Below are 13,445 nucleotides of genomic sequence, written 5' to 3' on the forward strand. Positions count from 1 at the left end.
TTTCCTGTACTATAATAAAGAACTGTGAAGTTTACACCCGCTATCACTGGGAAAGGAGAATCACCCCTTGAATAAAATGCTTACCCACCTGAACGGCTACAAGCGCGAGGCTGTGCTTGCACCGCTGTTCAAGATGCTGGAAGCCACGTTCGACCTGTTTGTGCCGCTGGTCATGGCAGACATCGTCAACGTGGGCATTGCAGCACATGATTTCCACTATATCCTTGTGCGGTGCGGCATCCTGCTGCTGCTGGCCGTTGTGGGCCTTGCCTGCAGCCTGACGGCCCAGTATTTCTCGGCCAAGGCGGCGGTGGGCTACTCCACCTCCCTGCGCCATGCCCTGTTTGAGCACATCCAGAGGCTTGGCTTTACCGAGATGGATACCATGGGCACCAGCACCCTCATCACCCGCATGACCAGTGACATCAATCAGGTGCAGAGTGGTCTGAACCTCTTCCTGCGCCTGTTCCTGCGCAGCCCGTTCGTGGTGGTTGGTGCCATGATCATGGCGTTCACCGTGAATGTGCGGGCCGCCTGGATCTTTGTGGTCGCCATCCCGCTGCTGAGCGTGGTGGTGTTCGGGGTCATGGTCATCACCAACCCGCTGTACAAAACGGCCCAGGCCCGGCTGGACCGTGTGCTGGGCCTGACCCGCGAGAACCTGACCGGTGTGCGCGTGGTCCGCGCCTTTGATAAGGAGCAGAGCGAGATCGACCGCTTTGAGTCGGCCAACGACCTGCTGACCCGGATGCAGCTCCATGTGGGCCACATCTCCTCCCTGATGAGCCCGCTGACCTACGTCATCATCAATCTGGCCATCGTGGCTCTGCTCTATGTGGGCAGCATCGAGATCAATGTGGGCGGCATGGCCTCCGGCGATGTGATCGCGCTGGTGAACTACATGAACCAGATCCTGGTGGAGCTGGTCAAACTGGCAAACCTCATCGTGCAGGTGAGCAAGGCGCTGGCCTGTGCCGGCCGTGTGCAGGCTGTGCTGGACACCGAGCCCGGCATGGAGTTCCCCGCGGCCCTCAAGGGCGAGGCACCTGCAGACAAGGCCGGGGATGCTGTCCGGTTCGACCATGTCAGCCTGACCTACGCCGGTGCCGGTGCCCCCAGCCTGACCGATATCAGTTTTACCGCAAAGCGCGGCCAGACCATTGGTGTCATCGGCGGCACGGGCAGCGGCAAATCCAGCCTCATCAACCTGATCCCCCGCTTCTATGATGCCACGGAGGGCACCGTGGAGATCCTGGGCCGTCCGGCGCAGGAGTACCCCCGCGCGGCTCTGCGCGGCAGTGTGGCAGTCGTGATGCAGAAAGCCCAGCTGTTTGGCGGCACCATCCGCTCCAACCTGCTGTGGGGCAACAAAAACGCGGCGGACGCTGATCTGTGGGCCGCACTGGAAACTGCGCAGGCTGCGGATTTTGTCAGGGCAAAGCCCCTTGGGCTGGACGAGCCTGTGGAGCAGGGCGGCCGGAACCTGTCCGGCGGCCAAAAGCAGCGCCTGACCATTGCCCGTGCGCTGGTGGGCAAGCCGGAGATCCTGATCCTGGACGACAGCGCCAGCGCGCTGGACTACGCCACCGATGCGGCCCTGCGCAAGGCGCTGGCCGCTCTGCCCGGTGACCTGACCGTGTTCATCGTGAGCCAGCGTGCCGCCAGCCTGCAGCACGCCGACCAGATCATCGTGCTGGATGATGGCAGGATGGTGGGGCTGGGCAGGCACGCCGACCTGCTGAAGACCTGCCCGGTTTACGAGGAGATCTACGCCAGCCAGTTCAAGAAAGGGGATGCGCAGAAATGAGTGCAAAAGCAAAGAGTAAGCTGACCCCGGAACAGCGCAACGCAACGCTTCGGCGGGTGCTGGAAAAGATCCGCCCTTACGGCTTTTTTGTGGTGTGCAGTCTGATCGTGGCCGCTGTGAGCGTGGCTGCCCAGCTGTATATTCCCATCCTCTGCGGCAGCGCCATTGATATGATGCTGGGCAAGGGGTATGTGGACTTCAACGGTGTTCTGCGCATCGTGGTGGAGATCGTGATCGTGGCCGTGGTGGCTGCATTTGCCCAGTGGCTGCTGAGTGTCTGCAACAACCGCATCACCTTCTCGGTCAGCCGGGACCTGCGCAACGCCGCGCTCCGTAAGATCCAGACCCTGCCGCTCTCTTATCTGGACAGTCATCCCTCCGGCGATATCGTCAGCCGCATGGTCGCCGATGTGGACACCTTTGCGGACGGCCTGCTCATGGGCTTTACCCAGCTGTTCAGCGGCGTGCTGACCATCCTTGGTACCCTGCTGTTCATGCTCGGTGAAAATGTGCCCATCACGCTGGTGGTGGTCTGCATCACCCCGCTGAGCCTGGTGGTGGCAAGCTTCCTTGCCAAGCGCAGCTACAAGTATTTCCAGGGCCAGAGCACCGTGCGCGGTGAGCAGACTGCCCTGGTCAACGAGATGATCGAGGGCCAGAAGGTCGTGCAGGCCTTTGGCCATGAGGCCGAGAGCCTTGCCGCCTTTGATGAGGTGAATGGCCGCCTGCAGAGCGTGAGCCTGAAGGCCATCTTCTTCTCCAGCATGACCAACCCCGCCACCCGCTTTGTGAACAACATCGTTTATGCAGGTGTCGGTCTGGTGGGTGCCGTTTACGCTGTGGCGGGCGGCATCACCATCGGCCAGCTGAGCATCTTCCTGAACTATGCCAACCAGTACACCAAGCCCTTCAACGAGATCTCCGGCGTGGTCACCGAGCTGCAGAACGCACTGGCCTGCGCGGCCCGTGTGTTCGAGCTGCTGGATGCCGAGGACCAGGTGCCTGAGGCAGAGAACGCCAAGGTGCTGGAGACCGACGGCCATGTGGAGCTGAAGGACGTTTCCTTCCGCTACCTGCCGGACCGCCCCCTCATCGAGGGCCTGAATCTGGATGTGAAGCCCGGCCAGCGCATCGCCATCGTCGGCCCCACCGGCTGCGGCAAGACCACCCTCATCAACCTGCTCATGCGGTTCTACGATGTCAACGGCGGCTCCATTGAGGTGGCCGGAAACGATATCCGCAGCCTGACCCGCGCCTCCCTGCGCGGCAGCTACGGCATGGTGCTGCAGGAGACCTGGCTGCGTGCCGGTACCGTGCGGGAGAACATTGCCTACGGCAAGCCCGATGCCACGGAGGAAGAGATCGTTGCCGCCGCCAAAGCGGCCCACGCCGACAGCTTCATCCGCCGCCTGCCCAAGGGTTACGATACCGTCATTGCTGAGGACGGCGGCAACATCAGTCAGGGCCAGAAGCAGCTGCTCTGCATCGCCCGCGTGATGCTCTGCCTGCCCCCCATGCTGATCTTGGACGAGGCGACCTCCTCCATCGATACCCGCACCGAGGTGCGCATCCAGGCTGCCTTTGCCCGGATGATGCAGGGCCGCACCAGCTTTATCGTGGCCCACCGCCTGTCCACCATCCGTGAGGCCGATGTCATCCTTGTGATGAAGGATGGCCACATCGTGGAGCAGGGCGACCACGACACCCTGCTGGCGCAGGGCGGCTTCTATGCCAAGCTCTATAACAGCCAGTTCGAGGGCGTGGAGACCTGAAAAAACAAAAATGGGAGATGTCGGCACACGGCATCTCCCATTTTTTATACGATGGTTTCCAGCACCGGTTCCTCCGGCGGGGGAAGCAGGGTGGAGTGGGCTTCCACGAACTCTGCCGCCCGCTGGCTGGCGATGCCCTGCCGCACCTTGCGGAAATCGTTGGCAGGGAAGGTGCGCTCACCCTTCCAGTGTGCCAGTGCGGCCTCCACCTCGGCATCGGTGGGCCAGAGGTGTTCCCGCTCGGCCACCATCAGAAGGCCCAGACTGCCCCGCAGCTTCTGCTCTGCCTGTGCGTGGAGCTCAGTGCGGAACTGTTCCACGGTCTGGCCCCGCACCTTGAGATACTGGTCAAAGTTGACGTTGTTGGCCTGCAGCCGCAGGTTGAAGTTCCGCTGTTCGGCAAAATAGTTGCCGGAGACCAGGTCCTTGGGCAGGGTGCCCTTGACACAGCCGCCCAGCTGGAAGATAAGCTCCCGGCGGGCCAGTGCCTTGGCCTGCGCACAGCGCTGGGCATAGAGCTCCCGTGCAACCTGCTGGCGCAGGGCGGCTTTGCCTGCGGCATCGGCGGCGCGGTCTTCATCGCCGTGCCGGGTGTTCACTTCCAACTCAATGCTCACCTGACGGATGGGCCGGGGCTGGATGGGCTGGGTGAAGCCGGTGTAACGCTCCAACTTCAGCGGCGGCAGGCAGTAGAACTCTGCCCCTGCCCGGAAGCCCTCGGCCCGGTTGACGGCCAGCAGCTCAAAATCCGGATCGGTCACGGGCACCAGATGCTCTTTTTCCACAAGCTTCTGATATAATGTGGAAAAACCGGTCAGGATAGCCCGGTTCACGGCGGCGGTCAGCAGGTCCTCTTCCGTCTGCGGCGGGTTCTCTGCGGCCTGCTCGGCCTGAATGGCCGCTTCCAGCTCTTCGGCGCTGGCGGAGAATACCACCCGGCAGTCCCCGGGCTGGGGCATTCCTACATGTTCCAATACCATTGCGGTGACCTCCTTTCAGCGGCTAAAGCTGACCATCAGTGCCAGCAGCACAACGGCCAGACAGAAATAGAGGATCTCGGCCCCCAGAACGGAGCGGTCGCCCTCCACATACATCTTTTCGGGATCTTCGGGGTCGTAGTACAGCGTGACCGTTTCCCCGCTGGCAAAGCCCTTGCCCTTGGCGGCTTTGGGGTAGTGCAGGCGGTGGCTGCCACCCTCGGTCTCGAACTCAAGCAGATAAGCCGCGCCGTCCCGGCTCTGAACGGTGCCTGCCACCCGGGCCTCCACACGCTGGCCCTTCTGCTGTAAGCGGCGGCGCTGCAGCACACTGCGCAGGCCCATGTAGAACATGATGCCCGCGCCGATGATGAAGATCAGAACATTGAACATTCGGTTTCCCTCATTCCGTCATTACTCGCCCGGCGGCATACAGGCCGGACGGTCAGCTTTTATTGTACCATATTCCGGCCCAAATGCCCCTGTACGGAGTGCCCGAAATTTAGAGCATTTTTTTGTCGAACAATTTTGAAAATAGTGCTTGACTTTTCTTGTGGCTGTGGTATAATAACTAATGTTCCGAGCCGAACGGCCCGTGAACAAAACAGAATATGCGGATATGGCGGAATTGGCAGACGCGTTAGATTCAGGTTCTAATCGGGGCAACTCGGTGGAGGTTCAAGTCCTCTTATCCGCACCAAACAATGAAAATCCGAACCTTTTCTCGAAAGAGAAGGGTTCGGGTTTTTTATTTTCCTTGCGCTGGGATTTTCTGATTTACAAACCTGAAGTGCTGTATTATAATGAAGTGCTGTATTATAATAAAGTAATCACACAACAGGAGGCTCCCTAGAATGTCCCATTTGATCGAAACGGTATACAACCTGCTCTGGGGTGATCTGTTCACCCTGCCGGTGGGCGGCGGCATCGGCATTTCGCTGATGGCGGTGCTGCTGCTCACGGCGGGCGTGTTCTTCACCCTGCGCACCCGGCTGCTGCCCGTGCGGCTGTTCCGGGATATGATCGCCGCTGTCTGTGAAAAGAACCAGAGCATGGACAGCCTTTCCTCTTTTCAGACGCTCATCGTCTCCACGGCCACCCGGGTAGGCATGGGCAATCTGGTGGGCGTGGTGGCGGCAGTGTCTGCCGGTGGTGCCGGTGCGGTGTTCTGGATGTGGGTCACGGCCCTGCTGGGGGCCTCCACCTCCTTTGTGGAATCCACACTGGCCCAGAAGTACCGGCAGCCCGACCCGCTCTATGGCGGTCAGCGCGGCGGCCCGGCCTACTACATCCATGTGCTGGCCGAGCGCAAGCGGGGCAAAAAGCTGCATCATTCCATCATCGCGGTGTTGTTTGCCATTTCGGGCCTCATCTGCTGGTGCGGTATCAGCCAGGTCATCAGCAACTCGGTCAGCTCTGCCTTTGCCAATGCGTTCTCCATCCCACCCATTGTGACCACGGTGGTGCTGGTGGTGCTCTCGGCGGTCATTGTCCTGCGCAAGGATGCCACCGTGAAAAGCCTGGATGTTATCGTGCCGATCATGGCGGTCTGCTATTTCGTGATGACGGTCATCATCATTGCGGTAAATTTCCGCCAGCTGCCCACTGTGCTGGGCCGCATCTTCTCGGAGGCCTTCGGCCTGCGGCAGGTGGCCGCGGGCGGCTTTGGCGCGGTGCTGATGAACGGTGTCAAGCGCGGCCTGTTCTCCAATGAGGCAGGCAGCGGTTCGGCCCCCTGTGCGGCAGCGGCTGCCTCCTGCGATGATCCTGTGAAGATGGGCTTTGTGCAGGCACTGGGTGTCCTGATCGACACGGTGGTCATCTGCAGCTGCACTGCCTTTATGATGCTGCTGGCTCCCGCAAATGTCACCACTGGGCTGACCGGCATGGACCTGCTGCAGGCGGCAGCGCAGTACCATCTGGGCAGCTTTGGCGTGGTGTTCATTGCCGTCACGCTGGCGCTGTTCAGCTTTTCCACCTTCATCGGCATCCTGTTCTATGCCCGCTCCAATGTGGCGTACCTCTTTGGTGACCGCTGGGGCTGGCAGACAGCCTATAAAGTGCTGGCCCTTGTCATGCTGATGGTGGGCGGCCTGGAAGCCTATACCGTGGTGTGGGACCTGGGCGACGTGGGCATCGGCCTGATGACCATATTCAATCTCATTGCCCTCTACCCCATGTCCGGCGAAGCCATTGCCGCCTTGCGGGATTACGAGCGCCGGAAACATCTGACCCAAAACTGACCCTGCCGACAGCTTCCGCAGAAAAGCTGCAAAAATCCGAAAAAAGTAGTTGACAAATCGCCCGCAGTCTGATAAAATAAACAAGTCGTCCGGCAACGGACGTGAACAGAATCTGGGCGTGTTCCCGAGTGGCCAATGGGGACAGACTGTAAATCTGCTGCTTTTCAGCTTCGGTGGTTCGAATCCACCCGCGCCCATAAAAAGACCGCCAACGTAGAGATACGCTGGCGGTCTTCTGTTTGCAGAAGGTTTGGGTTTTCATGCGGGTGGATTCGAACAGCATCGACCCGCCGAATAGTCCGGCGGGGAAAAAAGCCCCTGCGGGGCTTTTTTAGATGCGCGGCTTGCGTAATCCACCCGCGCCCATAAAAAAACCGCCGACGTATCTCTACGTCGGCGGTTTTCTGTTTGCAGAGGATGGCGTGGCTGCTCTCGGGGCGGGCAGGATGCCCTCTCACTGGTCTGGCGGGGCTTTATCACGTCACTGTCCTGAAGTCAAGAGGGAAATTTTGATTTTCAAAAAAATTATGCCCCCGGCAGAAACAGCAGCGTGCCCCGGGCGGCCAGTACGGGCTGGAACAGGCAGCCCGCCAGCCCGGCGGTGAGCGCCACGACGAGAAACAGCAGTGCCAGAACCAGAACAAGCCGGGCCAGCCCGAAGCGGTGGTGCCCGGCGGGGACTTTTTTGCGCTGCATGGTCAAACCTCCCTTTGTATCAGAGCTCTGCGCCATCCTATGCCGGGCTGTGCCGATTGTGTGCGGGCGCAAAATGTGGTACACTGTTACCGACAAATCACGGAGGAACTGTTATGCTGACCATTACACTGCTGGGTACGGCGGCCACCATGCCCCTGCCGGACCGTGCCCTGACCGCCGCGCTGGCCGAATGCGGGGGCCATGCCCTGCTGTTTGACTGCGGCGAGGGCACGCAGGCGGCGGCCCGCCGCGCCGGGGTCAACCTGATGAAGCTGGATGCCATCTGCCTGACCCACTATCACGGTGACCATATCTTCGGCCTGCCGGGCCTGCTGCAGACACTGGGCTGTCAGGGCCGGGAGCGCCCGCTGACCCTTTACGGCCCGGAGGGGCTGGGGGAGGTCTGGCCCGCCTTGCGCACCCTGGCCGGGCCGCTGCCGTATCCGGTCAGGGCTGTGCAGCTGGACACAGATCCCATCGACCTGACCACCCTTTCCTCCGGCTGGCCTGCGGGGGCGCAGCTTACGCCTTTCCGCACCCGGCACCGGGTGCCCAGCCGGGGCTACCGGCTCGACCTGCCCCGGGCGGGCCGCTTTGACCCTGCAAAGGCCCGGGCACTGAACGTTCCGGTGCCTGCATGGAAACTGCTCCAGCGGGGCCAGAGCATCCCGCTGGAAAACGGGGCGGTGGTCGCCCCTGCGGATGTGCTGGGCCCGGCACGCCGGGGTCTGCGGTTCGTGTTCTCGGGTGATACCGCTCCCTGCCCGGCGCTGGAACAGGCCGCGCAGAACGCCGACCTTTTCCTCTGCGATGCCACCTACCCCGACAACGAGCAGGAGGCGCAGGCAAAGCAGTGGGGGCACAGCACTTTTGCGCAGGGTGCGGCCATTGCAAAAAAGGCTGGCGTGCGCCGGTTCTGGCTGATGCATTATTCGCCCATGATCCTTGAACCGGAAGCCGCCCTGCCCAATGCGCAGGCGGTATTCCCGGCGGCGGAGTGCGGCTTTGACGGCAAACAGATCATCCTGCAATATGACGAGGAAGCAACATGACAACGATCAAACTTGACCCGGGTGCAGCCCTGCTGCTGGATGCGCTCCATGGGGCGGGCCATGCGGCCTACGCTGTGGGCGGCTGTGTCCGGGACAGCCTGCTGGGGCTGGACCCCCACGATTGGGACCTCTGCACTAGCGCCCGCCCGGAGCAGGTGATGGCGCTGTTCGGGGAGGAAAAGTGCATCCCCACCGGCCTGCAGCACGGCACCGTGACGGTGAAGCAGGGCGGCAGGCTCTATGAGACAACGACCTTCCGCACCGAGGGGGCCTATTCCGATGGCCGCCACCCGGATGCCGTCTGCTTTGTGCCGGATGTGCGGGAGGATCTTGCCCGGCGGGATTTCACCATCAACGCCATGGCATACAGCGCCGAGGAAGGGCTCATCGACCCCTTTGGCGGGCGGGACGACCTTGCCGCCCATCTTGTGCGGGCGGTGGGGGAGCCGGAACGCCGCTTTGAGGAGGACGCACTGCGCATCCTGCGGCTCTACCGGTTCGCGGCCCGGTTCGGCTTTGCCATCGACCCAGCCACCGGTGCTGCTGCCCGGGCACTGGGGCCGCATCTGGACTGCGTTTCGGCGGAGCGCATCCAGGAAGAACTGCTCAAGCTGCTGGCGGCACCCCGGCCCGGAAGCTATCTGGAACCCGCCGTTCTGGCCGTTGTCCTGCCGGAGCTGGAACCGGAAGAACAGCCGGAACGGTTTGCAGAACTCTGCCGTACCATCGACCGGATCGAACCAACAGCGGAGAACGTGCCCGCCCGGCTGGCGGCCCTTCTCTGCCCGCTGGGTGAAGCCGGTGCCCGCAAAGCTCTGCGCAAGCTGAAATGCTCCAACGCGCTCACAGATGAGGTGACAGCGTTGGTGGGAGAGGGTGCCGGGAGCTTTCTCCTCGGACACGAATCGGGCCATTCCATCGCCCGCCCTATTGCCTGCGGCAACAGGGTCCCACCCCAGCGGACGGTCCTTGGAGAAACTCCCGGCACCCCCAACACCACGCTGACCGTACAGGCCAAACGTCTTTTGGGCCGCTATGAGCTGCAGACGATCCAGCGCCTGACCGCCCTTTGCAGTGCCCGGCATCCAGAACAGACCAGGGCCTTTGCTGCCCTGCGGGCCGAAGCAGAGCAGCTGACAGCAGAAAATGCCTGCTGCCGGGTGAGCCAGCTGGCCGTGAATGGCCGTGACCTGATGGCGGCGGGGGTCAGACCCGGCCCGGGTCTGCGGCAGGTGCTGAACGCCCTGCTGGAGGCTGTCATCACTGGGCAGACACCCAATGAAAAAGACGCGCTGCTGGCAGCGGCGGCTCAATTTTCTGCGTCTTGACAAGAGAAAGAAGCTGCGGTAGTATTATACTACTGTTTTAGTGTGTTATTGAATGAGGGACGATATGACAGAAGCACAGAACACGAAGCGCCCCGGGGCACTCATCGCCATGAGCGGCGGTGTGGACAGCTCGGTGGCGGCATGGCTGATGCAGCAGGCAGGGTACGACTGCACCGGCATCACCATGCGGCTCACCCGCAACGAGACGCTGGGGCAGTCCGGTTTCCACACCTGCTGCTCCGAAAAGGATATCGAGGATGCCGCCGAGGTGGCCTTTGCGATGGATATCCCCTATGAGGTGCTGGATTTCACCGCCGACTTCCGGGAGAAGATCATCGAAAAGTTCATCCGAGTGTACGAAATGGGCGGCACGCCCAACCCCTGCATCGACTGCAACCGGTATATGAAGTTCGACCACCTGCTCCGCTGGGCCGAGAGCCATGGCATGGAGTATGTGGTCACGGGCCATTACGCCCGGGTGGAGCAGGACGAGGCCACCGGCCGCTGGCTGCTGAAAAAGGGGCTGGACGAGGGTAAGGATCAGAGCTATGTGCTCTATAACCTGACCCAGGAGCAGCTGGCCCATGTGCGCCTGCCGCTGGGAGCCATGCACAAGACTGAAGTGCGTGAGATCGCGGAAAAGCAGCATTTCATCAACGCCCGCAAGCACGACAGCCAGGATATCTGCTTTGTGCCGGACGGCGACTACGCCCGTTTCATGGAGGACTTCACCGGCAAGCACTACCCGGCAGGTGATTTTCTGGACGAGAACGGCAAAAAGGTGGGCACCCACAACGGCGCGGTGCGGTATACCATCGGCCAGCGCAAGGGCCTGGGCCTTGCCATGGGTGCGCCGGTATATGTCTGCGCCAAGGATATGCAGGCCAACACCGTCACGGTGGGCCCGGAGGAGAACCTGTTTGACCGCATCGTCTATGCCGACGAGGTGAACTGGATCGCCATCCCGGAGCTGACCGCGCCCTTGCGGGTCACGGCCCGCACCCGCTATCACCAGACCGAGCAGGCGGCCACCGTCTACCCGGCAGGAGAGGGGCAGTTCCGGCTGGAATTTGACCAGTCCCAGCGTGCCCCCACGCCCGGTCAGGCCGTGGTGCTGTATCAGGGGGATGTTGTGCTGGGGGGCGGCACGATTGTGGCGGTGGAATAAACCGCTCAGGCGCTTTGCAGGAAAGTGATAAAGCAAAACAGAAGCAGCTGTGCCGAACCGGTAAAATAAACGGCACAGTGTAAAATGGAGGAGCAAGTATCTATGCAGGATCAATATTCCCGCACCCAGCTGCTGCTGGGCAAGGAAGCAATGGAAAAGCTGCACAATTCCCGTGTGGCGGTGTTTGGCATTGGCGGCGTGGGCGGCTACACGGTGGAAGCGCTGGCACGCAGCGGTGTGGGTGCGCTGGACCTCATTGATGATGACAAGGTCTGCCTGACCAACCTGAACCGTCAGATCGTGGCCACCCGCAAGACCGTGGGCCAGTACAAGGTGGATGTGGCCGAACAGCGTGTCCACGAGATCGACCCCAACATCAAGGTCACCACCTACAAGATCTTCTTCACCCCGGAAACGCAGGATCAGTTCGATTTCACCCAGTACGACTATGTGGTGGATGCCATCGACACCGTCACCGGCAAGATCGCGCTGGTGGTCAAGGCCAAGGAGGCCGGTACCCCCATCATCTGCGCCATGGGCGCAGGCAACAAGATGGACCCCACCCGCTTTGAGGTAACGGATATCTACAAGACCTCCGTCTGCCCGCTGGCCAAGGTGATGCGCACCGAGTGCCGCAAGCGGCGGATCAAGCACCTGAAGGTCGTCTACTCCAAAGAGCCTGCCATGACCCCCATTGAGGATGATTCCATCAGCTGCAAGGACCACTGCATCTGCCCCCCGGGCACCCAGCGCAAGTGCACCATCCGGCGCTCGGTCCCCGGCTCCAACGCCTTTGTGCCCTCGGTGGCCGGGCTCATCATCGGCGGCGAGGTCGTGAAGGATCTGGTCGGATTTGTGCCGATGAAAGGTTAAAAACGAGAACGCCCCTCTCCGGTCTCACAGATGCCGGAGAGGGGCGTTTTGGGTCAGGGGAAACCGCTCCCACGGCATGGGCACAGGTGGAGCGTGCAGCGGGCCGCAGGGCTGCCGCCTGCCCGGGCGTAGCCATTGGCGGTCACCCCAGCAAACACAATGTTGAAATACGTTCATTTGACAAAATACTTTTGCTAATTTATACTGGGATGCATATTCACATGCAAAAATCAAGGATAGAAGATAGGAAGTATCGTCATGCTGACTCTGGATAAGATCTACCACGCCGCCTTTGTGCTCAAGGACGTTGCCCGCAGGACCGACCTGATTGAAGCGCCCAAGCTCTCCAAGGACTGCCGCCTCTACCTCAAGACCGAGAACCTGCAGGTGACCGGCAGCTTCAAGGTGCGGGGAGCCTATTATAAGATCAGCCAGCTCTCCAGGGAGGAGAGCGAAAAGGGCGTGATCGCCTGCTCTGCCGGAAACCACGCACAGGGCGTGGCTCTGGCCGCCACCCGCCGGGGCATCAGGAGCATCGTCTGTATGCCGGACGGTGCCCCCATTATGAAGGTGGAAAACACCAAGAGCCTGGGCGCAGAGGTCTGTCTGGTGCCCGGCACCTATGATGATGCCCACGACAAGGCCGTGGAGCTGCAGGCCGAGACCGGCATGACCTTCATCCACCCCTACGATGACGAACAGGTCATCGCAGGTCAGGGCACCATTGGTCTGGAGATCCTTGACCAGCTGCCCGATCTGGATGCCGTCATCGTGCCCGTGGGCGGCGGCGGCCTGATCTCCGGCGTGGCCTTTGCCATCAAGAGCCTGCGCCCCGAGGTCAAGGTCTACGGTGTGCAGGCCGAGGGTGCCCCCAGCATGTACCGCAGCCTGCATGAGCACAAGTATCAGACCCTGAAAAATGTGGCCACCTTTGCGGACGGCATTCAGGTCAAGACCCCCGGCGAGCTGACCTATCAGCTCTGCGAGGAATATGTGGACGACATCGTGACCGTCAGCGAGGACGAGACCGCCGCCGCCATCCTCTCCCTGATGGAGAACCAGAAGCTGGTGGCCGAGGGGGCCGGTGCGGTGCCTGTGGCAGCGGCGCTGTTCCACAAGCTGCCCATCGAGGGCAAAAAGGTGGTCTGCCTGATCTCCGGCGGCAACATCGATGTGAACATCCTCAACCGCGTCATCACCCGTGGTCTGGTGATGAGCGGCCGCAAGGCCAACCTGACCATTGCGCTGGAGGATAAGCCCGGTCAGCTGGAGCGGGTGGCCGCCATCGTTTCCCGCTGCGGCAGCAATGTGGTCTCCGTCCTGCACGACGGTTCCGACCCCAACATGCCCATCTCCAGCTGCTTCCTCAAGCTGGTGCTGGAGACCCGCGACCATGCCCAGATCGAGCAGATCCGGCAGGAGCTCACCAAAGAGGGCTTCCTGTTGGTGGCCGAGCGCGTTTGATTTTCTGACTACCTCATCCGCCGCCTGCGGCGGCAGTTTTCTTTCAAAATAGCAAAAAGCGCTGT

At 61.5% G+C, this 13,445-nt stretch carries 11 protein-coding genes and 2 tRNA genes; 10 read left to right on the forward strand and 3 right to left on the reverse strand.

Annotated elements, in window-relative coordinates:
• The first annotated feature begins 67 nt into the window (after nucleotides 1–67).
• Both ACKXGA_RS11945 and ACKXGA_RS11950 read left to right on the forward strand, forming a co-directional pair.
• On the forward strand, nucleotides 68–1,807 hold the full coding sequence (locus ACKXGA_RS11945) for an ABC transporter ATP-binding protein (RefSeq protein WP_423729576.1): 1,740 nt from the start codon (nucleotides 68–70) through the stop codon (nucleotides 1,805–1,807).
• The gene (locus ACKXGA_RS11950) at nucleotides 1,804–3,579 is read left to right on the forward strand and encodes an ABC transporter ATP-binding protein (RefSeq protein WP_423729577.1); all 1,776 of its coding nucleotides are present in this window, start codon (nucleotides 1,804–1,806) and stop codon (nucleotides 3,577–3,579) included. The genes ACKXGA_RS11945 and ACKXGA_RS11950 overlap by 4 nt, the downstream gene beginning before the upstream one ends.
• Before the next feature lie 44 nt (nucleotides 3,580–3,623).
• On the opposite strand, the gene ACKXGA_RS11955 is transcribed toward ACKXGA_RS11950, so the two are convergent.
• Both ACKXGA_RS11955 and ACKXGA_RS11960 read right to left on the reverse strand, forming a co-directional pair.
• Entirely contained in the window at nucleotides 3,624–4,559 is a 936-nt protein-coding gene (locus ACKXGA_RS11955) for an FKBP-type peptidylprolyl isomerase (RefSeq protein ID WP_423729578.1), read from the reverse strand.
• A 15-nt stretch (nucleotides 4,560–4,574) separates the two neighbouring features.
• Complete coding sequence (locus ACKXGA_RS11960; RefSeq protein WP_097772785.1) at nucleotides 4,575–4,949, reverse strand: DUF3592 domain-containing protein; 375 nt, start codon at nucleotides 4,947–4,949, stop codon at nucleotides 4,575–4,577.
• Nucleotides 4,950–5,169: 220 nt separating this feature from the next.
• Here ACKXGA_RS11960 and ACKXGA_RS11965 point away from each other — a divergent pair.
• The 3 genes from ACKXGA_RS11965 to ACKXGA_RS11975 all read left to right on the forward strand — a co-directional run bounded on the left by ACKXGA_RS11965 (nucleotide 5,170) and on the right by ACKXGA_RS11975 (nucleotide 6,996).
• Nucleotides 5,170–5,256, forward strand: a tRNA-Leu gene (locus tag ACKXGA_RS11965).
• Between the two features lie 154 nt (nucleotides 5,257–5,410).
• The gene (locus ACKXGA_RS11970) at nucleotides 5,411–6,799 is read left to right on the forward strand and encodes an alanine/glycine:cation symporter family protein (RefSeq protein ID WP_423729579.1); all 1,389 of its coding nucleotides are present in this window, start codon (nucleotides 5,411–5,413) and stop codon (nucleotides 6,797–6,799) included.
• Nucleotides 6,800–6,913: 114 nt separating this feature from the next.
• Nucleotides 6,914–6,996 (forward strand) — tRNA-Tyr (locus tag ACKXGA_RS11975).
• Nucleotides 6,997–7,324: 328 nt separating this feature from the next.
• Here the strand turns inward: ACKXGA_RS11975 and ACKXGA_RS11980 are convergent.
• A complete protein-coding gene (locus ACKXGA_RS11980) occupies nucleotides 7,325–7,495 on the reverse strand; it encodes a hypothetical protein (protein ID WP_154277582.1) in 171 nt (56 codons plus the stop codon).
• A gap of 113 nt (nucleotides 7,496–7,608) precedes the next feature.
• Here ACKXGA_RS11980 and ACKXGA_RS11985 point away from each other — a divergent pair, with 113 nt between their 5' ends.
• The 5 genes from ACKXGA_RS11985 (at nucleotide 7,609) to ilvA (ending at nucleotide 13,380) form a co-directional block, all read left to right on the forward strand.
• Nucleotides 7,609–8,547: a ribonuclease Z gene (locus ACKXGA_RS11985; RefSeq protein ID WP_423729580.1), complete on the forward strand. Its 939-nt coding sequence runs from the start codon at nucleotides 7,609–7,611 to the stop codon at nucleotides 8,545–8,547.
• Nucleotides 8,544–9,875 carry a CCA tRNA nucleotidyltransferase gene (locus ACKXGA_RS11990; RefSeq protein WP_423729581.1) on the forward strand — a complete coding sequence of 444 codons (1,332 nt, stop codon included), beginning with the start codon at nucleotides 8,544–8,546 and terminating at the stop codon, nucleotides 9,873–9,875. The genes ACKXGA_RS11985 and ACKXGA_RS11990 overlap by 4 nt, the downstream gene beginning before the upstream one ends.
• Nucleotides 9,876–9,939: 64 nt before the next feature.
• Nucleotides 9,940–11,043, forward strand: a complete 1,104-nt coding sequence (gene mnmA, locus ACKXGA_RS11995; RefSeq protein ID WP_423729582.1) for a tRNA 2-thiouridine(34) synthase MnmA — start codon at nucleotides 9,940–9,942, stop codon at nucleotides 11,041–11,043.
• A 102-nt stretch (nucleotides 11,044–11,145) separates the two neighbouring features.
• Nucleotides 11,146–11,916, forward strand: a complete 771-nt coding sequence (locus ACKXGA_RS12000; RefSeq protein WP_156076563.1) for a tRNA threonylcarbamoyladenosine dehydratase — start codon at nucleotides 11,146–11,148, stop codon at nucleotides 11,914–11,916.
• Between the two features lie 258 nt (nucleotides 11,917–12,174).
• Nucleotides 12,175–13,380, forward strand: coding sequence for a threonine ammonia-lyase (ilvA, locus tag ACKXGA_RS12005; protein WP_423729583.1), 1,206 nt, complete (start codon nucleotides 12,175–12,177; stop codon nucleotides 13,378–13,380).
• Nucleotides 13,381–13,445: the final 65 nt, after the last annotated feature.

Source organism: Faecalibacterium hominis (ex Afrizal et al. 2022), assembly GCF_049545105.1.
Taxonomy (GTDB): Bacteria; Bacillota; Clostridia; order Oscillospirales; family Ruminococcaceae; genus Faecalibacterium; species Faecalibacterium duncaniae.

What these genes read in the sequence shown, in the direction of transcription:
- ACKXGA_RS11950 (WP_423729577.1), top strand. Translation starts at nt 1,804, where the DNA reads ATGAGTGCAAAAGCAAAGAGTAAGCTGACCCCGGAACAGCGCAACGCA.
- ACKXGA_RS11955 (WP_423729578.1), bottom strand. Translation starts at nt 4,559, where the DNA reads ATGGTATTGGAACATGTAGGAATGCCCCAGCCCGGGGACTGCCGGGTG.
- ACKXGA_RS11960 (WP_097772785.1), bottom strand. Translation starts at nt 4,949, where the DNA reads ATGTTCAATGTTCTGATCTTCATCATCGGCGCGGGCATCATGTTCTAC.
- ACKXGA_RS11970 (WP_423729579.1), top strand. Translation starts at nt 5,411, where the DNA reads ATGTCCCATTTGATCGAAACGGTATACAACCTGCTCTGGGGTGATCTG.
- ACKXGA_RS11980 (WP_154277582.1), bottom strand. Translation starts at nt 7,495, where the DNA reads ATGCAGCGCAAAAAAGTCCCCGCCGGGCACCACCGCTTCGGGCTGGCC.
- ACKXGA_RS11985 (WP_423729580.1), top strand. Translation starts at nt 7,609, where the DNA reads ATGCTGACCATTACACTGCTGGGTACGGCGGCCACCATGCCCCTGCCG.
- ACKXGA_RS11990 (WP_423729581.1), top strand. Translation starts at nt 8,544, where the DNA reads ATGACAACGATCAAACTTGACCCGGGTGCAGCCCTGCTGCTGGATGCG.
- mnmA (WP_423729582.1), top strand. Translation starts at nt 9,940, where the DNA reads ATGACAGAAGCACAGAACACGAAGCGCCCCGGGGCACTCATCGCCATG.
- ACKXGA_RS12000 (WP_156076563.1), top strand. Translation starts at nt 11,146, where the DNA reads ATGCAGGATCAATATTCCCGCACCCAGCTGCTGCTGGGCAAGGAAGCA.
- ilvA (WP_423729583.1), top strand. Translation starts at nt 12,175, where the DNA reads ATGCTGACTCTGGATAAGATCTACCACGCCGCCTTTGTGCTCAAGGAC.